Raw genomic sequence first — 18,349 nt, 5'->3', positions numbered from 1 at the left:
AGACAGCTGAAGAACAGCCGGCTGAGGACAGCTGAGGGGCGTGTGACTCATGGCCAAGCAGAACGTCGCCGAGCAGTTCGTCGACATCCTCGTCCGCGCGGGCGTCAAGCGCCTGTACGGAGTCGTGGGCGACAGCCTCAACCCGGTGGTCGACGCCATCCGGCGCAACTCGGCCATCGACTGGATCCACGTCCGCCACGAGGAGACGGCCGCCTTCGCGGCGGGCGCGGAGGCCCAGATCGCGGGCCGCCTCGCCGCCTGCGCCGGCTCCTGCGGCCCGGGCAACCTGCACCTCATCAACGGCCTCTACGACGCCCACCGCTCCATGGCCCCGGTCCTCGCCCTCGCCTCGCACATCCCCTCCAGCGAGATCGGCCTCGGGTACTTCCAGGAGACACATCCCGACCAGCTGTTCCGCGAGTGCAGCCACTACAGCGAGATGATCTCCAACCCGAAGCAGATGCCCCGGCTGCTGCAGACCGCCATCCAGCACGCCGTCGGACAGAGCGGCGTGAGCGTCGTGACGCTGCCGGGCGACATCGCCGACCAGCCCGCCCCCGACAAGCCCGTCGAGACCGCCCTCGTCACGTCCCGCCCCAGCGTCCGCCCGGGCGACACCGAGATCGACAAGCTCGCCGCGATGATCGACGAGGCCGACAAGGTCACGCTCTTCTGCGGCAGCGGCACCGCCGGCGCGCACGCCGAGGTCATGCAGTTCGCCGAGAAGATCAAGTCCCCGGTGGGGCACGCCCTGCGCGGCAAGGAATGGATCCAGTACGACAACCCGTACGACGTCGGCATGAGCGGACTCCTCGGGTACGGCGCCGCCTACGAGGCCACCCACGAGTGCGACCTGCTGATCCTGCTCGGGACGGACTTCCCGTACAACGCCTTCCTGCCCGACGACGTCAAGATCGCCCAGGTCGACGTACGGCCCGAACGCCTGGGCCGGCGCTCCAAGTTGGACCTCGCGGTGTGGGGCGACGTGAAGGAGACCCTGCGCTGTCTCACCCCGAAGGTGAGCCCCAAGAGCAACCGCCGCTTCCTCGACAAGATGCTGAAGAAGCACGCCGACGCTCTCGAAGGCGTCGTGAAGGCCTATACGCGCAAGGTCGAGAAGCACGTCCCGGTCCACCCCGAGTACGTCGCCTCCGTCCTCGACGAACTCGCCGACGAGGACGCCGTGTTCACGGTCGACACCGGCATGTGCAACGTATGGGCGGCCCGCTACATCACACCCAACGGCCGCCGCCGCATCATCGGTTCCTTCTCGCACGGCTCGATGGCGAACGCGCTGCCGCAGGCCATCGGCGCCCAGTTCACCGACCGGGAGCGCCAGGTCGTCTCGATGTCGGGCGACGGCGGATTCTCCATGCTGATGGGCGACTTCCTCACCCTCGTCCAGTACGACCTGCCGGTGAAGGTCGTCCTCTTCAACAACTCCTCCCTGGGCATGGTCGAGTTGGAGATGCTGGTCGCCGGACTTCCCTCGTACGGGACCGCCAACAAGAACCCCGACTTCGCCGCGGTCGCCCGTGCCTGCGGTGCCTACGGAGTGCGCGTCGAGAAGCCCAAGCAGCTCGCGGGCGCGCTGAAGGACGCCTTCAGGCACAAGGGCCCGGCGCTCGTCGACATCGTCACCGACCCGAACGCCCTGTCGATCCCGCCGAAGATCAGCGCGGAGATGGTGACGGGGTTCGCGTTGTCGGCGTCGAAGATCGTGCTGGACGGGGGAGTCGGCCGGATGCTGCAGATGGCCCGCTCCAACCTGCGCAACGTGCCGCGACCGTAGGCAGCCGCCTCAGGAAGCCTCCTCAGGAAGCCGCCTCGGGACGCCGTGGCTCAGTCGGTGCGGGGGACCCACTGGCGTTCCGAACCGACCGAGCCGTACCAGTAGCGCGGGAGACCCTCGACGCCGCTGGTACGGAACGGCTTGCCGTGGTCGTCGACACGGATCGTGCCGGTGCGTCCCTGGGACGACCAGTCGAGCTCCAGGTACCAGCGGCAGTCGCAGGAGTTCGTCCGTGCGTTGACGAGCAGCACCTCCGGGTCCTCCGCGGACACCCGGTAGGGCATACGCATCGCGGGGATCGGCCCGTCGACGTCACCGCCCGCGACCGCACGTGCGATGGGCCGGTCCTTGTCCAGGTCGACGGCGAAGGAGCGCGGGGTGATCGCGCCTCCGCAGCCCTCGTCCATGGAGTAGCCGGCACCCCGCAGTTGGGTCGAGCGTCCGACGACCCGTACCCGGAGGGCCTCCAGGACGACGGCGGTGGACGATTTTCCCTGGACCGAGATCTTCACGATCGTCTCGCGCCCGTGCACCGCGTTCTGGCTGGCCGCCCACCTCGCGGCGTCCTGTGTGATCGGAGGCGGTGGTACCTCTTCAGGCTTCCTGTCGACGACGTACTCGTGGCCGCAGTCGAACGTCCAGCCGTGCGAGTTCGCGGTCCAGGTCAGCGGGAGCCCGGTGGCACCGGAACCGTTCGGCCGGCCGGCGTTCGCCGACGGCTCGCCGTCCTTGCCGGGGGGTGTGGACGCCTTTCCCCCGGCGTCGGGCTTCGGCGAGGACGACGCCGGTCCGGAGGACTTGGGCGACGGGCTCGTGGACCGGCCGTCACGTGGGTTGCCCGTGGGCCCCGTCGAGGTCGGGCCCTCGCTCGGGCCGACCACCTGGGAGGCGTCGTCGGACCGGCGGTCGTCGGACAGGGCGGACAGACTGCCCAGCGTGACCAGCAGCACCGTCACCACCGCGGCGGTGACCGCGACCCGCCGCCGGTACCAGGCCCGGCGGGGGCGCGGACCTGACCCGCCGGAGGAACTGGAAACGGTCGGCACGCTCGATACGGAGTCGGCCTCCGAGCCCACGTCAGTGTCCGAGCCCGCGTCCGCACCCGTGTCCGCCTCCGCCTCCGCGCCCGCGTCCGAAGGCTCCGACTCGTCGGTCTCTTCGGGGCCGTGGCTTCTGTCGGGGCCGCCGACTCCCTCTGGTCCGTCGCTTCCCTCCGCCCTGTCGCTTCCCTCGGGGCCGTCGGCCTTCTCGGTGGCGTCGATCTCCTGAGGGGCGGTGCCGCCCTCGGACTCGGCACGACCTCCGCCGGGCCCGGTGTCGGCTGCGCCGGCGACCGGAGCCGGAGCCGAGGCCAGCGCCGGATCCCGATCCGGACTCTCCTGCGCCCCCGACGTCCGCGGTCGCTGTCGTGCCGCCACCGCCAGGATCCAGAGGCGGTGGAGTTCGAGCCGCTCGGCCGGTGTCGCCCCGCACAGTGCGGCGAACCGCTCCACGGGGGCGAAGTCGAGCGGCACCGCGTCACCGGCGCAGTAGCGGTGCAGCGTCGAGGTGTTCATGTTCACCCGGCGCGCGAGGGCGCCGTAACTGCGGTCCGCGCGCGCCTTCAGACGCCTCAGCAGTGCCGCGAACTCCTCGACGTCGTCGTCCCGAGTCGACACCGTGCCCCCGTGCTTCTCGTCGTGGCCCCGTGGTCAAGGGGCGGTTCCAGTCCCGGGAAGGCATCCCAGGCACTCCATGTACCTGCACGTCAGATGGCCTGGGATGGTTCCACCGTCGCGGATCCGGCGTTGACTGTTGCGCAGGCCCCGAGTGACGGCTGATGCTCTTGGTGTCGCACCGACCGCCGCCGGACCGACCACCCGGTGGCAGCCCACGACCGGGACCGGCGTCGACACCCGTGCACACGGATCCTTCCCATGTGCACCTCACTTCACCGACCCGCGTGGATCAGCCATGCACTCGTACACAGGGGGACCCATGTCCAAGCGCACCCGAGCGGCCTCGCTCACCACCTTCGTCGCCGCGAGCGTCGCTTTCGGTGCGGTGCTCGCCGGCCCGGCCGACGCCACGGGGAAGGACTCCGCAGGGAAGGACGCGAGCGTCTCGAAGCACGCCGCCACGAACGCTTTGGCGAAGGTGAAGGCGGCCGCGTGGCCGAAGTTCCTGTCGGCCTCGCAGCTGCCCCCGCACCCCACGTCCTCCTGGCGGGCGGGCAAGGTCACGGACGGCGTGCCGGACGAGCTCCGGTTCTGCTTCGAGGAGACCCTGCCGGGCTACGACTCCCGGTACCGCGACTTCCGGACCGACCTTGAGACCAACGCCCAGCAGCTCACCTTCGTCGTCGGCAGCGACGCCAAGGCCAAGGCTCTGGCCACGCGGCTGAACAAGGACATCCGGGCGTGCGTCACACGGATCGAGCAGTCCGACCCGGAGACCGAGGCCGCGCTGAAGGACTACGGCAAGCTGTCGGTCGAGGAGGGCGCCCACGCCTACGGCCTGCACACCGAGACGTCCTGGGGCGCCACCGACATCAACCTCTACTCGGTCGGCCGGGACGGCCGGGCCGTCACCCTCGTGCACTGGGGGCAGATGGGCGACTTCTCCGACGCGCCGGTGAAGGCGTTCAAGAAGACGACCACCGCAGCGGTCAACAAGCTCTACTGACCGCTGCGGGGAAAGTGCTGGAGCCGCCCTCCCGCCACGGGGGTGTGAGAGGGCGGCTCCTTCGCGCGGGCGACACCGGGTACCAAGGGGCATTAGGGCATCGGGAGCAGGCGGTCCCGTACGGCGGCGAGGCGAGAACCGGCCGCCGCCGGTGCCCGTGGTTGATCTGCGCACTACAATCCTGGCGACCTCATCGGGGGAGAGCCGTCGTGGAAACGATCATTGTTCAATTACCGGGTCCGTCGTGGGCGGACGACGAGTACGACCGACGCGAAGGCGGGCCCGGACCAGGGCTGCTGCACCTGGGGCCCGGCGACATGGCCGACTTCGGGCGCGGCGGGTCGGGGGCCGCGGACCTGGCGGTCGTGCTCGCCGACCCGGGCGTCTCGCGGCGCGCCGGACGGCTGGAGGCCGCCGAGGACTACTGGCGGCTGTCCAACTTCAGCCGGACCGCCGGTTATGTGGTGGAGAACCTGGAGGGCGCCGGCGAGTACATCACGGTGGCCCCCGGCCGTCTCGGCGCGCCGGTCCCCTTCGAGTTCTCCCGTGTCGTGCTGCCCGCCCTGAACGGGACCGTCGACTTCAAGGTGTTCGCTCCGCAGCACGCCTATCTCGACGAGCGGTCCGTGCCGGGTGCCGGCGACCAGACCGTCAACCCCTTCGCCCTCGACCAGACGTCGAAGTACTTCCTCGTCCTGGTCGCGCTGTGCGAGCCGCGGCTGCGCGAGCCCTCGGACACGACGCTCCCCGGCGCGGGGGAGATCGCGGAACGGCTGCGTCCGCTGGACTCCTGCCGTGATCTGTCCCGCTCCGCGGTGAATTACCACATCGACTACCTGTCCTTCGCGAAACTGCGCCTGGACCAGGGGGACATGGAAGGGGAGCAGGGCGGCCGTACCGGTGCCAAGCGGGCCCGACTGGTGGCGTCGGCGCTCCGGTTCGGCCTCGTACGCGAGGAGCACCTCGCCCTGCTTCCGCGCCGGACGGCGAGCCGCCGGTCCGTACAGGAAGCTCCCGCGTGACACCGTCGTCCAGTGCGGAAGGCTCCCACCCGCCTCCGCCCCACGAAGAAGGCCCCGCATTGACCCCCCGCACCCCTCCCACAGACCCCTCCCCGCACCTCCCCGCCGGTTTCCGCATCGACGGCTGGGAGCTCGGCGCACCCATCGGATCCGGCGCCTGGGGCACCGTCCACGAGGCGCGTTCCGTCGCCGACGGCACCCCGGTCGCGGTGAAGGTGCTGCGCACCGACGCCCTGGCTCCGGGGCAGCGGGCCGCCCTCGGTGAACTCGTCCAGCGCGAAGTGCGGTTCAGCCGGGAGGCGAACCACCCCAACCTCGTACGGACCCATGCGGTGTGCACCGTCGAGGCGCCCGAGCATCCCGGTCTGGACGGTTCGATCGCCCTGGTCATGGACCGTGCCGAGCGCAGCCTGCAGGACGTGCTGGACGCCTCCCCGGCGGGCCGGCCGGTGCCCGACGCGGATCGCGTACTGCGTTCGGTGGCCGCCGGTCTCGCGCACATGCACGGTGCCGGATGGGTGCACGGCGATCTGAAACCGGCCAACATCCTGTTGAGCGCGGACGGCGACGTGTGGCTCGCCGACTTCGGGGTCGCCGCGGAACTGGAGGGCACCCACGCCCACATGCCGCCGCTCGGCACCCTCGACCATCTGCCGCCCGAGTGGTGGTCGCAGCGCACCGACGCGCGGGGCACGGTCGTCCGGACGACCGCCGACATCTGGGCCTTCGGCGTCCTCGCCCACCAGGTGCTCACGGGCGGGCTGCACCCCTTCCCCGGGGCCACCGCCAGGGCGCGCTCCCTCGCCGCCCAGTCCTACGCGCGCGGGACCGCACCGCTGCGTCTGGACGCCGACATCGAGGAGAGCAGGCGTCGACTGATCGCCGACTGTCTCTCGCCGGACCACGCCACGCGCCTCCAGTACACCGCCGACGTCCTCAAGGCCCGCGTCGACGAGCTCTCCGGCGCGCCCCGCCGTCGCCGGCGGCTGGTGCCGGTCGTCGCGGGCGTCCTGGCGGGGGCCGTCGCCGTGACCGGTGTGCTCCTGCTGCGGGGTGACGACGGGGAGGACGACGCCGGTGGCTCCGGCACGTCCGCCAAGCCCACCGTGACGGGCAGCCCGGTTGCGGTGGCCGCGGGAGAGATCCCGCCGGACTCCGACGTGCCGGCGGCACTGCGCCCGGTCATCGTGAAGGCCGCGCACCGCTGCACCGACAAGGAGATCACCCCCATCGTGCTCGCGGCCATGCTCAAGGCGGAGAGCGGGTTCGACGCCAAGGCGGCCCGCCCGGCCTCCGAGGAGTTCGGCATCGCGATGTGGACGCCCTCGGTGTTCCGGGCCTGGGCCGTGGACGGCGACGGCGACGGCGACAAGGACCACATGTCGCCGCCCGACGCGATCTCGACGATGAGCCTGTACGTGTGCTGGCTCGACCAGCGTTTCAAGGAGGCCGGGCTGCCGGAGAAGGACCTCGTCAAGCTGGTCGTGGCCGGCTACCGCACGAGTGACCGCACGATCATCGAGGAGCGCGGTGTCCCGGAGCGCGTGAGGCCGCACGTGGACAAGGTGATGCGCTATCTCGCCGACTACGAACGGTGACTTCTCGCCGACCACGAACGGTGAGCCGGGCCCCCGGCAGGCGAAGGGGACCCGGCTCGACGGCTCACGCCTCGGTCACGACCCGGCGCAGTCCGGCACGTCCGGCAGCCGGTTGTCGGGCGAGCTGATGTAGATGTTGGAGATGTAGCCGCCGTACTGGGGCAGATACGCCCACCACTCGTTGTTGTAGGGCGGCACGCTGACGGTCTGGCCCTTCTTCTGGCAGCCCACCAACACCTCGACCCCTGCGGGCAGTTGGGTCATGGGCGGGTTGGCCGTGGACGGGTCCCGGCGGACGTTCACGTGCTCGCTCCAGGTGCCGTACCACTTGCCCGTCGGCCGTACCCCGCCGGGCACGTTCAGGGAGCGGGTCAGCCGGCCGATGTCGGTGTAGGCCTTGCCGTACGAGGTGCCGTCCGGATGGAGCGTCAGGACCGCCACGATCGTACGGTCGCCCGCGCCCACGGTGCCGGTGGTGTGCAGCGCCGGGCGGGTGAGGTTCACGGCATCGGCGGCGCGGTTCTCCGGAGCGGCGGCGGTCCGCGCGCCGGTGGTCGCACGCGTGGCGGCGGCCGAGTCCGGCGTGCCGCACGTGCCCTCCGGGTACGAGGAGCCCGCCCAGCCCTGCTTCACGGCCCAGGGGCGGTCGAACGCCCCGGCGATGCCGAAGTGCTGGTCGAAGTCGTCCGAGGCGCAGCGCGTGGACTGGCGCAGGTTGCCCATGACGAAGTCGCGCACCGGGGCCGGTGCCGTGTCCAGGAGGTAGCGGTAGATCTTCACGGTGTCGCGGGCCGACAGGGCGGTGTAGCCCCAGTAGCCCTCGTAGCCGGCGGGCGGCGGGGCGGTGTCGGTCAGGCCGAGCTCGCGGACCATCCGGGTGATGATCGCCGAACCGCCGTAGTTGGACCAGTAGTAATTGGCGGCGTTGTCGTCGCTGCTGCGCAGCATGGGCTCCAGACGGGCCCGGTCGGCGGCCGGGATCGAGTAGGACGGCCCGCGGTTCCACAGGAAGTCCAGGGTCAGCAGCAGCTTGACGACGGAGGCGGACCTGAACTGCGCGGAGGCGTTGACCTGTTCGGTGAAGGTTCCCGTCTGCCGGTCGAAGACGGCGACCCCGGCGGTGACGCCGTCGGGGATCTGGGCGGCGGCGGGTGCCTGGGCGGCGGCGGTGGCCGGTGTGGCCGCCGCGCCGGAGGTCAGGATCAGAAGTGCGGCGGCGGACGCGAGAAGTGTTCTCCACACGTGTCCGGCCGTTCCGCGAAGGCGCGCGGTGCGGTGCATGGTGGGTGTCTCCCCCTGGAGGAACGGCGCGGCCCCGACGACTGGCGGGACCGCACCGGCCGGGTTTCGAGCGGCGGACGGTGCAGGCCGGGTCAGTTCAGATGCGGCCTGAGGAAGATCGAGTTGATCGGCGTGAGGTCGGCGTAGACGCCCGTTCCCTCGGCGAGCATGTCGGCCGTGCAGTCCGTCCCGCTGCTGTAGCACAGCATCGCGAGCGCACCGTCGTACTGGTTGTTGAGAACCCAGTGGTTGCCGTACTGGTTGTGGAGATTGTGCGTGCCGTACGTCCAGTAGATGTGGCTGGGGCTGACGGCGGGGTTCTGGTTCTGCGGGTAGACGCACACGGCGCCGTACGGGCAGCCGGCCCACTCGTTCGCCGCCTGGGCCTCCGTCGTGCCCACCGCCGTCAGGGCCGCGGTCGCGAGGGCGAGTGCGGCGGCGCCGCGAAGAAGTCTGCGCATGGTTTTCCTACTCCTCCGTGGAGTCGTTGAACTCGAACCCTAGGAAGAGAAGCGGGCGACCGGTCCTGACGAATGTCAGGTTGACTGCGACCGGATCGGCAGCGCGGCATCGGTAGTTGGTGCGAGGGCCGGTGGTCGCACGGCACCCGGGGCCGTAGGCGCGGCAGAGTTCGGCACGGTCGGGTCGGCCGCCGGTCCCACGGGCGGATGTACCGGCCCGTCTCATCGTGCACGTGGACGCGGGGATCGGGCATGATCGCGCCGGTCGGCCCTTGAGGGGGCACCCGGAACGGCGAACGGCAGCCCCTTCACCTGGCAGCCCTCCACTCCCGCGGTGCCTGGCCCGCCACCCGTGATCGTCCGTCGGGTGGCGGCGGCTCGGGCGGGTCGGTTGTCGTGCGACTTTTCCGGTCGGTGACGGGCCATCTGCGGACGTATCAAGGGTGGTTGACGATTCGACATGAGTGTCGTGTTCCGGGCCGGGGCATGCATTCCGTGAACGTGTTCGAGCAGGAGGGGAATCGACAGCGGCGTGCGGGCGGGGGTCATGAAGAGGCAGGCACGAGGAGGCGGTCCCGTCGTATCCGGGGCCTTCTCGGCGAAGACGGTACAGACGACCACTACGGCGGGGGACACAGCGGACGGAACGACCGACCAGCACGGTGTTCCGCAACTCAGGCTCAGGCTCGGGCGCTGCGACCTCCGGGCGGTGCCCCAGGTCCGCAGGGCGCTGCGGGACCTGCTCGCCCACTGGGGGCGGCCGGGCCGATCCGAGATAGCGGAGTTGCTGACCAGCGAAATCGTCACCAACGCTCTCGTCCACACGAACCATGACGCGCTGCTGACAGCCACCGTCGGCCCGCGCGGACTCCGGGTGGAGGTAAGGGACTTCGTGGGACGCAGGCCGAGACTGCGGGTACCGAACGCCGACGACGGTACGCACGGCAGAGGCCTGATCCTGGTGCAGTCCCTCGCGGACGCCTGGGGCGTCCGGGTCCACGGAGTTGGAAAGGTGGTGTGGTTCGAGCTGGACGCGGGAGCGGCGTGAAACCGGACGGGGCCAGGACATGAAACTGGACGGGGGCGCGGCATCAACTGCCGCGCCCCCGTCCAGAGTTGAGACCTCAACAGGCCCCGGCCCGGATCAGCCGAACTGCTGCTCCAGGTCCTTCAGCTTGCGCTCAAGGGAGTCGAGTCGAGGGAGCGCCATTGTGTCGTCCTCCGCGGTGAGATCGACCGTCGAGGACTCAGTGCCTCGGCGGACGGGCTGCAACGAGGGTCGGGCGGCGCGTGCGGGTAGTTCCGGCGTTGCTATGGCAGGCTCCGCGGCGACCTGGGTGGCCGCCGGGGCCGGCTGGAGTTCCGCCTGACGGCCACCGCCGCGTCCGATCATTCCGCGGTGGCCGCGGGTGATCGCCTTGATGCGGGCACGGTCCAGCTTCTCCTGGTCGCGCCGACGCAGACGGTTCTGCTCCTTCTCCCGCTTGTCCTCACGCACTTCCTCGACGGCCTCGTCCAGGCTGCGCACGTTCTCGAGGAGCATCAGGGACCAGGCGCCGTAGGTCTCGCGCGGGGCACGCAGCCACCGAACGATCCGGATCTGCGGCAGCGGCCGGGGCACCAGGCCCTGCTCGCGCAGGGCGGCGCGGCGGGTCTGCTTCAGCGCGCGGTCGAACAGGACGGCGGCCGACAGGGACATGCCGGCGAAGAAGTGCGGGGCGCCCGCGTGGCCGAGGCCCCTGGGGGCGTGCACCCAGTTGAACCAGGCGGCGGCGGCCGCGAACGTCCACACGAGTATCCGGGAGCCGAGCGCCGCGTCACCGTGGCTGGCCTCGCGCACCGCGAGTACGGAGCAGAACATGGCCGCGCCGTCCAGGCCGAACGGCACCAGGTACTGCCAGCCGCCGGACAGGTTCAGATTCTGCTCGCCGAACCCGACCAGGCCATGGAAGGAGAGTGCGGCGGCGACCGCGGCACAGCAGAAGAGCAGTACATAGGAGGCGGTGCCGTAGACGGCCTCCTTGCGCCTGCGGCGCTCTTCCGTGCGCTCCCACGAATCGTCGGCGTGGGTCTTCTCCCCGGCGCGCTTGCCACGCGCGAGCACCGCAACCGCCGCCAGCAGGCCCAGGAGCAGCACGGCGCCGGGAAGCAGCCAGTTCAGCGATATGTCGGTCAGTCTCATCTGGGGTCCCTTGCATTGGGATAGGGCGTAACGCCCGCCATAGTGGCCCAATCCCGTGCGTCCTCAGAGGGTTTCGGGGCAAGAGGCCGCCAAGGGAGTGCAAGGGTATGCGCGAGGACGGCATTCTCCTCGAACTGCCGCTTGAGGAGCGGGAGTTGAGTTCGAGTTAGATTACCCTTACGGGTGGTTCCACGGAAAGTTCTTGCGGCAAGTGAGGATTTTGTGAATCGACTGTAACCAAAGGGCTCGGCCGGACGGCCGTGAAGGTGCCCGGTTCCGTGCCGAGTTGATCTTACGTGACGTGGAGTCAGCCTTTTGCCACGGGGTCAGCCCGCGGCGGCGGCCTCCGCCGTCAGCTTCGCGATGCGGACCGCATCGGAGTTGCGCGGGCAGTTGGCGCAGGTGTCCTCGGCGTCGAGGGTGTAGTAGAAGCAGCAGCTCGCCCGGTCGCGGGTGGACAGGCACTCGCCGTTCGAACCGGTCACCTCGCGGAAGCCGGCCGTGCCGACGTACGGCCGGGTCGTGCCGGGGAACAGCCGCTCCAGTTCGTCCTTCGCGCGCCGCTGCTCGCCCAGGAGCCCGGCGACGTACCAGAGGCTTTCGACGACCTCGTCCGTCGCCATGCCCCACAGGGCACGGCCCCGGCGGCGCGTCCGGGGGCCGAACGCGTCGAGGGCCGGTTCCAGGTGCTCGGCCACGGCGGCCCGTACCGCCGCGCGCAGGGCCTCCTCGTCGGGAACGACCCGGGCGCCGGGCAGCGCGGCCGCCGGATCGTCCGGCAGGCAGGCGAACTCACCGACGCGTACGGCGATGCTGCCGGGCATGCGCTGGAAGGTGACGTGCTCCACGGGAAAGCGGGGCACCCGGCGCAGCAGGAACCACGGCACCGTGATCAGCAGACAGGCCGGCCAGGCGTAACGGTGCAGACCGAAGCTGGCGATCACGTCCGGGCGGCCCCGCCGTCCGTGGTCCCTGAGCACCTGGTCGTCGTCCCACGCGAGGAACGCGTCCAGTACGGCCCCGCCCTCCGCGAGTCCGGCGACGGAGATCCACCCGTCGCCCGTCGGGGCCGGTTCGTGCGGTGCGAGTTCCGTGACGCCCAGGGACGGGAGCACCTCGGTCATCCGCGTGTACGCCGCTGTGAGGGCCGAGCCGATCGGGCGGCCGACCGGGCGTACGTCTGCGCCGGTCGAGGTCTCGGCCGGGGCGGGAGCGGACATGCGGGGGCCCCGTTCCGTGATCGGTTGCAGGTAAGGCTTACCTTACCCGATACGATCGAGGTTTACCCTGTTCTGTCGGGGTCGCTCCGGACCCCGACCGAAATACTCACCACCACTGCCCGTCCTGGAGGAGGCTCCCGTGGAGAAGGCCGGTTCGCGCGAGGCGTACGGCTCCGCAGGAGACCCTTCGGAGACCGCCTCCGGCGCGGAGACGCCTCGGGTACCCCAGCAGCAGACCCGGGCGCCGGGCGAAGGCCGGGAGCGCGCGGCCGGCCGGGCGTTCAGCGAAAACGCCCCCCGGGACGCCGCCGCAGCACCTGGCACCCCGGCTTCAGCCCCCGCCGCCGCTCCTGCTCCCGCTCCCGCTCCCGCCGAGCACACCGCCCGCGGGGAGCACACGCACAGCGAGACGCCCATTCCGCAGCCGAGGGTGACGCGGGAGGGCCTCCCGGCCTCGGCGGACGCGCCGGGCACCGGTGCACGCCGGACCTCGACGGCCGCCTCCGGCCGTCCGGGCACGCCGGAGGCCTTCGGAGACCCCTGGCACCACGGGGCCTCCGGAGCCCCCGCCGCCCCCGGCGCTTTCGGGGGACCCGGAAGCCACGGCACGCCCGGAGGACTCGGAGCACCGAGCACACCGACGGCGCCCGGCGGCCCCGACGTACGTGATGGTTCTGGCGTGCGCGATGGGTCTGGCGCACGTGGTGGATCAGGCGCACGTGACGGGTCTGGCGCACGTGGTGGATCTGGCGTGCGCGATGGGTCCGGCGTACGTGATGGATCCGGCTCGCGGGGCGTCCCCGCCGCCCGTACGTCTTCCGCGGCCCCCTCCTCCTCCCCCTTCCCGTCCGCGTCTCCCCGCCCCGCGATTCAGCGAGCCTCCGTCCGCGGTCAGATCCTCGACGCGCTGCGGGCCGCCCTCGTGGCCGGTGAACTCGCCCCCGGTGAGGTCTACTCGGCCCCCGCGCTCGGCGAGCGCTTCGGTGTCTCGGCGACGCCCGTACGCGAGGCGATGCAGCAACTCGCCGTCGAGGGCGCCGTGGAGGTCGTACCGAACCGGGGCTTCCGCGTCGTCGAGCGCGGCGCCCGCGAGCTGGCCGAACTCGCCGAGATCCGCGGGCTGATCGAGGCGCCCGTGATGCTGCGCCTGGCCTGCACCCTGCCGGCCGACGACTGGGAGGACCTGCGCCCCCTCGCGGAGGAGACGGCCAGGGCGGCGGCCGTCGGCTGCCGGGCGACGTACGCCGAGGCCGACCGCGCCTTCCACCGGGCGATCCTCGCCCTCGCGGGCAACGATCAACTCGTACGCATCGCGGACGAGTTGCACCGGCGGGCGCAGTGGCCCCTCGGCGGAAGCCCGACCGCTCGCGCCCGCCTCGAACTGATGGCGGACGCGGCGCAGCATCTTGCCCTTCTGGACGCCCTTTCCGCGCAGGACCTGTCGGCGGTCGAGGCGCTCCTGCGGGAACACTTCGTCAGCATGTGAGCTACGTGGCTGCCGCCGGCTCGTATGTCATGTGCGGGCCCGGTGGGGGCTGGTCGCGCAGTTCCCCGCGCCCCTGAAGGGCGCGGGGCTCAGGCCGTAGCCGCCGGTGGCGTCAACTGGTCCGCCAGCCACGTCGGTACGCCCCCCAGGAGGCGGAACAGCCGCCCCGCCTCCGCGCGCAGCCGCGAGGCCTCCGGCTCGGTCTCCGCGTCGGCCAGGGAGGCCAGGGCCGGGGCCGTGCCCACCAGATAGCCCAACTCCTCCCGGATCCGCAGGGATTCACCGAAGCCGTGCCGGGCCTCCGCCAACTCGCCCTCGCGCAGGGCGAGTCCGGCGAGGTGGCGCCAGGTGAAGGAGAGCAGCAGAGGGTCGTCCTGGGCGGTGGCGCCGGCATGGGCGCGGCGGTAGGCGGCGCGCGCGGACTGCGGGGAGCGGGCGAGGTTCTCGGCGAGGAGCCCGCGCCGGAAGTCGAGCAGAGCACGGCCTGGGGCACCCGGCGCGATCAGGGCCGCCGCACGGCCGAGCGCGGCCCGCGCCTCGTCGGCCCGGTCGCGGACGGCGAGCAGCGTGGAGGCGTACGCGAGCTGTCCGCGCTCGCACGCAGCGGCGCCCCGCTCGTCGTCGGACTGGGCCAGCGCCTCCGCCGTACGCAGCGCGTCCTCCGCCTCCGCCCAGCCCTGCTCGGTGTAGAGGCACCGCTCGACGAGGAGCGAGGCCCGTTGGAGCGCGGCCGAGGCCGTGTGCGGTTCGAGGAGCGCCGCCGCGTCGGCCCAGCAGGCGCGCGAGCGCAGCCGCCACACCGCGGTCTGGAGTGGATCGTCCCCTGCAGTCGTCCCGTAACCAGACATGGCGGTATGCGCCACGTTGCCCTCCCCGAGCACGCCATTGAGCTGTTGAGTGGTGGCGGCATCTCAGCACGAATGCACTCGCCCGGCCAAGGGGGTGGGTGAAGGATTTCACAAAGTCGTGGGACAAGGGGTGTGGCGGCGAAGGCACTTGGTGCCACTCGCCGCGCACCCTTGTGACCTCAGCTCATGCGCAACGCAAGGAAGAAGTCGAGCTTGTCCTCCAGGCGGGAAAGATCGCGACTCGTCAACTGCTCGATGCGTCCCACCCGGTAGCGCAGCGTGTTGACGTGCAGGTGCAGACGGGCCGCGCACCGGGTCCAGGAGCCGTCGCAGTCGAGGAACGCCTCAAGGGTCGGGATCAGCTCGGCGCGGTGGCGCCGGTCGTAGTCGCGGAGGGGATCCAGGAGCCGCGCGGTGAAGGCGCGGCGCACGTCGTCCGGCACGAAGGGCAGCAGCAGGACGTGCGAGGCCAGCTCCTGGTGCCCGGCCGCGCACACCCGGCCGGCCCGCGCCGCGGCGACCCGGCGTGCGTGCCGGGCCTCCTCCAGGGCGCCGCGCAGCCCCTCCGCCGAGTGCACGGAGGCGCTGACGCCGAGCGTGAGCCGCCCGTCGTCGTCGAGGCCCGCCGACAGCGGGTCCCGTACGGCCGCCAGGAGGGTGTCCGCGTGCAGCCCGGCCTCCGATCCGTCGTGCTCCGAGGAAACCGCCGGAAGCGGTACGAGCGCGATGGCCTCGTCACCCGTATGGGCGACCGCGATCCGGTCGGAGGGTTCGGGGCCCGACGACAGCGGGTCGACGAGGATCTCCTCCAGGAGTGCCTGCGCCACCGCACCGCCCTCGATCTCCCCGCCGTCCCACTCGACCCGGGCGACCACGACCTGCCAGTGCGGGGCCGCGCCGAGCCCCGGCAGCAGCACGGGGGCCGCGACCCGCAGCCGCGCCGCGATCTCGCCGGGCGCGGCGCCGGTCTGCACGAGTTCGAGGACCTCCTGCGCGAGCCGCCGCCGCACCGTGCGTGCCGCGTCCCGCCGGTCCCGCTCGACGGAGATCAGCTGGGTCACGCCCTCCAGCAGGTCGAGGCGCTCCGCCGGCCAGTCCCCGGCGTCGGCCTCGACCGCGAGGAGCCAGTCCGACAGGACCGTCTCGCGGACGTCCCGCGAGCCCGGCGCACCCGGCGTCGCACCCGCCGCGCCCGTGCCCCGCGTGCTGCTGCGGATGGGGAAGAGCGAGTACGTGGTGCCGCCCACCGCCACCCGGTACGGCCCGCGCCGCCCGGTGCGGACCGCCGCCAGGTGCTCGCCGGCCAGTGCCGCGCACACCGTGGAGGGCAGCCCAGGCTCGGCGCCGGGGGAGCCCGCGATGAGGCGCCCGGCGGGGGAGAGCACCCAGGCCCGCAGGTCCAGGTCGGAGCCGAGCAGGTCCAGGACCACGTCCGGGCCGCCGCCCGCGGGACCGGAGGTCATCATCCGGCGGTGCCGGTCCACCACGGCCGCCAGGTCCCCGGCGCGCTCGCCCGACACCTGCCGTACGACGTGTTCGGTGATCGTCGCGAAGGCCACCGACTCGTTGACGGCGAACAGCGGCAGCCGGTGCCGCGCACAGGCCGCCACCAGGTCCTGGGGGATGGGGCCGAGCTCGGCCTCACCGGCGGCCAGCGCGGTGACCCCGGCGCTCGCGAGGATCCGAACGAAGGGTTCCGAATCGGTGGCGTCGCGGCGCCAGGCGAGCCCCGTGAGCACCAGCTCGCCGCCCGAGAGATAGCGGCTGGGGTCCCGCAGGTCCGTGGTCATCACGCCACGGACCGTGCGGTCGAGCTCGTCCTCGCCGCCGAGCAGCCGCAGGCCCAGCGCGTCCGTGTCCAGCAGTGCGCGCAGCCGCATTCTCGTCGCCGCCGTTCTGTCTCGAAAACTACGATGGATCTGGATGGTTCCGGAGGGACCCGAGGTTGGATGCCCCGTGCACGGGTTCCCGGGTTCCGCAGAGTGGGCCCGAGGGGTCCGGTGGACGATGGTTCCGGCCCCCATGGCCCGTGTCCTGGGCTTTCGCGACAGGTGGTCGCTGATTCCCGGCGCTGCGTGTGGTGTTTCCGGAGAAAAGCAGAGAGGTTACTGATGACCTCCGTTCATACGAATCTACAAGATGCGCGCCCTGGCCAGCGAACTCCTTCATGGTTTCGGTGACTGACCCAGGTGCGGGACGGCGCTGTGTACTGATTTCAATCCACGTGAACAACGTATGAACGAGCCGGGCCCGCCGCACACGAACTGGCTTGAACAGAACCATCCACGAGACGAAGAAGAGAGCCGGTCATGGACTTCCTTCGCCCCGCCAGCTGGGAGGAGGCGCTCGCCGCGAAGGCCGAGCACCCCACCGCTGTGCCGATTGCGGGTGGCACCGATGTGATGGTCGAGATCAACTTCGACCACCGCCGGCCCGAGTACCTGCTGGACCTGAACCGCATCGGCGAACTGGGTGAGTGGGAGGTCGGCGAGGAGTCCGTCCGCCTCGGCGCCTCGGTCCCGTACACGGCGATCATGGAGCAGCTGCGCGGCGAGCTGCCCGGCCTGGCCCTCGCCTCCCACACGGTGGCCTCCCCGCAGATCCGCAACCGCGGCGGAGTCGGCGGCAACCTCGGCACCGCCTCCCCGGCTGGCGACGCCCACCCCGCCCTCCTCGCGGCGGGCGCGGAGGTCGAGGTCGAGTCCGTACGGGGCTCCCGGCTGATCCCGATCGACGCCTTCTACACCGGTGTGAAGCGCAACGCGCTCGCCGCCGACGAGCTCATCCGGGCCGTGCACATCAAGAAGGCCGACGGCCCGCAGCAGTACTCGAAGGTCGGCACCCGCAACGCCATGGTGATCGCGGTCTGCGCCTTCGGTCTGGCCCTGCACCCCGACACCCGCACGGTCCGCACCGGCATCGGCTCGGCCGCGCCCACGCCCGTACGGGCCAAGGCCGCCGAGGAGTTCCTGAACGCGGCGCTCGAAGAGGGCGGCTTCTGGGACAACGGCAGGATCATCACCCCGTCGGTGGCCAAGCAGTTCGCGGAGCTGTGCTCGGCGGCCTGCAACCCGATCGACGACGTCCGGGGCACGGCGAGCTACCGCCGCCACGCGGTCGGCATCATGGCCCGCCGCACGCTGACCTGGACCTGGGAGTCGTACCGCGGCACTGACGGCCGGACACATCGGAAGGGGAGTGTCGCGTAATGCGCGTCAATTTCACGGTCAACGGCCGTCCGCAGGAAGCCGACGACGTCTGGGAGGGCGAGAGCCTGCTCTACGTCCTGCGCGAGCGCATGGGCCTGCCCGGCTCCAAGAACGCCTGCGAGCAGGGCGAGTGCGGCTCCTGCACGGTCCGCCTGGACGGCGTACCGGTGTGTTCGTGTCTGGTCGCGGCCGGCCAGGTCGAGGGCCGCGAGGTCGTCACGGTCGAGGGCCTCGCCGACTTCGCCAAACAGCGCGCGGAGCACGGGGGTTGTGCGTCCGGAGCCTGCGGTACGCCTCTGGACGCGGCCAAGCAGTGGGAGGCCAAGCCGTCCGACTCGCAGACCGGCGAGGGCGCCGAACTCTCCCCGATCCAGCAGGCGTTCATCGACGCCGGCGCCGTCCAGTGCGGCTTCTGCACGCCCGGCCTGCTGGTCGCCGCCGACGAGATGCTGGAGCGCAACCCGACCCCGAGCGACGCGGACATCCGCGAGGCGCTGTCGGGCAACCTCTGCCGCTGCACCGGCTACGAGAAGATCATGGACGCGGTCCGCCTGGCGGCCGCCCGACAGGGAGAGGTGGTCTGACG

Annotated in this window: 15 protein-coding genes; 8 read left to right on the top strand and 7 right to left on the bottom strand. The window is 71.6% G+C overall.

The window, feature by feature from the left end; genetic code table 11:
* The first annotated feature begins 49 nt into the window (after positions 1-49).
* Positions 50-1,792 carry a pyruvate dehydrogenase gene (locus JEQ17_RS11445; RefSeq protein WP_200395148.1) on the top strand — a complete coding sequence of 581 codons (1,743 nt, stop codon included), beginning with the start codon at positions 50-52 and terminating at the stop codon, positions 1,790-1,792.
* A gap of 50 nt (positions 1,793-1,842) precedes the next feature.
* Here the strand turns inward: JEQ17_RS11445 and JEQ17_RS11440 are convergent, their stop codons facing one another.
* Positions 1,843-3,450 (bottom strand): helix-turn-helix domain-containing protein, encoded by a 1,608-nt coding sequence (locus JEQ17_RS11440; protein WP_200395147.1) that lies wholly within the window; start codon positions 3,448-3,450, stop codon positions 1,843-1,845.
* A gap of 319 nt (positions 3,451-3,769) precedes the next feature.
* Between JEQ17_RS11440 and JEQ17_RS11435 the strand changes: the two genes are divergently transcribed.
* The 3 genes from JEQ17_RS11435 to JEQ17_RS11425 all read left to right on the top strand — a co-directional run bounded on the left by JEQ17_RS11435 (position 3,770) and on the right by JEQ17_RS11425 (position 7,076).
* On the top strand, positions 3,770-4,456 hold the full coding sequence (locus JEQ17_RS11435; RefSeq protein ID WP_200395146.1) for a hypothetical protein: 687 nt from the start codon (positions 3,770-3,772) through the stop codon (positions 4,454-4,456).
* Between the two features lie 209 nt (positions 4,457-4,665).
* A complete protein-coding gene (locus JEQ17_RS11430; RefSeq protein WP_200395145.1) occupies positions 4,666-5,478 on the top strand; it encodes an FHA domain-containing protein in 813 nt (270 codons plus the stop codon).
* 59 nt (positions 5,479-5,537) lie between these two features.
* Positions 5,538-7,076, top strand: coding sequence for a serine/threonine-protein kinase (locus tag JEQ17_RS11425; protein WP_200395144.1), 1,539 nt, complete (start codon positions 5,538-5,540; stop codon positions 7,074-7,076).
* Between the two features lie 75 nt (positions 7,077-7,151).
* Here JEQ17_RS11425 and JEQ17_RS11420 read toward each other — a convergent pair whose 3' ends face one another.
* Positions 7,152-8,357 carry a serine hydrolase gene (locus JEQ17_RS11420; RefSeq protein WP_200395143.1) on the bottom strand — a complete coding sequence of 402 codons (1,206 nt, stop codon included), beginning with the start codon at positions 8,355-8,357 and terminating at the stop codon, positions 7,152-7,154.
* A gap of 92 nt (positions 8,358-8,449) precedes the next feature.
* Positions 8,450-8,818 (bottom strand): hypothetical protein, encoded by a 369-nt coding sequence (locus tag JEQ17_RS11415; RefSeq protein ID WP_200395142.1) that lies wholly within the window; start codon positions 8,816-8,818, stop codon positions 8,450-8,452.
* Between the two features lie 547 nt (positions 8,819-9,365).
* Between JEQ17_RS11415 and JEQ17_RS11410 the strand changes: the two genes are divergently transcribed.
* Complete coding sequence (locus JEQ17_RS11410; protein WP_200395141.1) at positions 9,366-9,866, top strand: ATP-binding protein; 501 nt, start codon at positions 9,366-9,368, stop codon at positions 9,864-9,866.
* Positions 9,867-9,962: 96 nt separating this feature from the next.
* Here the strand turns inward: JEQ17_RS11410 and JEQ17_RS11405 are convergent, their stop codons facing one another.
* Together JEQ17_RS11405 and JEQ17_RS11400 are read right to left on the bottom strand one after the other, a co-directional pair.
* Positions 9,963-11,000, bottom strand: a complete 1,038-nt coding sequence (locus JEQ17_RS11405; protein WP_055615044.1) for a DUF2637 domain-containing protein — start codon at positions 10,998-11,000, stop codon at positions 9,963-9,965.
* 326 nt (positions 11,001-11,326) lie between these two features.
* Positions 11,327-12,220, bottom strand: a complete 894-nt coding sequence (locus JEQ17_RS11400; protein ID WP_200395140.1) for a (2Fe-2S)-binding protein — start codon at positions 12,218-12,220, stop codon at positions 11,327-11,329.
* A gap of 679 nt (positions 12,221-12,899) precedes the next feature.
* On the opposite strand from JEQ17_RS11400, the gene JEQ17_RS11395 reads away from it, so the two are divergent.
* Positions 12,900-13,706: a GntR family transcriptional regulator gene (locus JEQ17_RS11395; protein WP_200395139.1), complete on the top strand. Its 807-nt coding sequence runs from the start codon at positions 12,900-12,902 to the stop codon at positions 13,704-13,706.
* Positions 13,707-13,795: 89 nt separating this feature from the next.
* On the opposite strand, the gene JEQ17_RS11390 is transcribed toward JEQ17_RS11395, so the two are convergent.
* Both JEQ17_RS11390 and JEQ17_RS11385 read right to left on the bottom strand, forming a co-directional pair.
* Positions 13,796-14,569: a hypothetical protein gene (locus JEQ17_RS11390; RefSeq protein WP_200395138.1), complete on the bottom strand. Its 774-nt coding sequence runs from the start codon at positions 14,567-14,569 to the stop codon at positions 13,796-13,798.
* Between the two features lie 164 nt (positions 14,570-14,733).
* On the bottom strand, positions 14,734-16,434 hold the full coding sequence (locus JEQ17_RS11385; protein ID WP_200395137.1) for a PucR family transcriptional regulator: 1,701 nt from the start codon (positions 16,432-16,434) through the stop codon (positions 14,734-14,736).
* Between the two features lie 429 nt (positions 16,435-16,863).
* On the opposite strand from JEQ17_RS11385, the gene JEQ17_RS11380 reads away from it, so the two are divergent.
* Together JEQ17_RS11380 and JEQ17_RS11375 are read left to right on the top strand one after the other, a co-directional pair.
* Positions 16,864-17,763 (top strand): FAD binding domain-containing protein, encoded by a 900-nt coding sequence (locus JEQ17_RS11380; RefSeq protein WP_200395136.1) that lies wholly within the window; start codon positions 16,864-16,866, stop codon positions 17,761-17,763.
* The gene (locus tag JEQ17_RS11375; protein WP_200395135.1) at positions 17,763-18,347 is read left to right on the top strand and encodes a (2Fe-2S)-binding protein; all 585 of its coding nucleotides are present in this window, start codon (positions 17,763-17,765) and stop codon (positions 18,345-18,347) included. Before JEQ17_RS11380 ends, JEQ17_RS11375 begins: the two co-directional genes overlap by 1 nt.
* Positions 18,348-18,349 lie beyond the last annotated feature (2 nt).

The sequence above is a fragment of the Streptomyces liliifuscus genome, assembly GCF_016598615.1.
GTDB lineage: Bacteria > Actinomycetota > Actinomycetes > Streptomycetales > Streptomycetaceae > Streptomyces > Streptomyces liliifuscus.
Note: the sequence above shows the minus strand (reverse complement) of the source record. Positions and strands in the feature narration are given on the sequence as shown.

Bases quoted from the DNA above. Each gene is read 5' to 3' on its own strand.
- JEQ17_RS11445 (WP_200395148.1), top strand. From the start codon at position 50: ATGGCCAAGCAGAACGTCGCCGAGCAGTTCGTCGACATCCTCGTCCGC.
- JEQ17_RS11435 (WP_200395146.1), top strand. From the start codon at position 3,770: ATGTCCAAGCGCACCCGAGCGGCCTCGCTCACCACCTTCGTCGCCGCG.
- JEQ17_RS11420 (WP_200395143.1), bottom strand. From the start codon at position 8,357: ATGCACCGCACCGCGCGCCTTCGCGGAACGGCCGGACACGTGTGGAGA.
- JEQ17_RS11415 (WP_200395142.1), bottom strand. From the start codon at position 8,818: ATGCGCAGACTTCTTCGCGGCGCCGCCGCACTCGCCCTCGCGACCGCG.
- JEQ17_RS11410 (WP_200395141.1), top strand. From the start codon at position 9,366: ATGAAGAGGCAGGCACGAGGAGGCGGTCCCGTCGTATCCGGGGCCTTC.
- JEQ17_RS11405 (WP_055615044.1), bottom strand. From the start codon at position 11,000: ATGAGACTGACCGACATATCGCTGAACTGGCTGCTTCCCGGCGCCGTG.
- JEQ17_RS11400 (WP_200395140.1), bottom strand. From the start codon at position 12,220: ATGTCCGCTCCCGCCCCGGCCGAGACCTCGACCGGCGCAGACGTACGC.
- JEQ17_RS11385 (WP_200395137.1), bottom strand. From the start codon at position 16,434: ATGCGGCTGCGCGCACTGCTGGACACGGACGCGCTGGGCCTGCGGCTG.
- JEQ17_RS11380 (WP_200395136.1), top strand. From the start codon at position 16,864: ATGGACTTCCTTCGCCCCGCCAGCTGGGAGGAGGCGCTCGCCGCGAAG.
- JEQ17_RS11375 (WP_200395135.1), top strand. From the start codon at position 17,763: ATGCGCGTCAATTTCACGGTCAACGGCCGTCCGCAGGAAGCCGACGAC.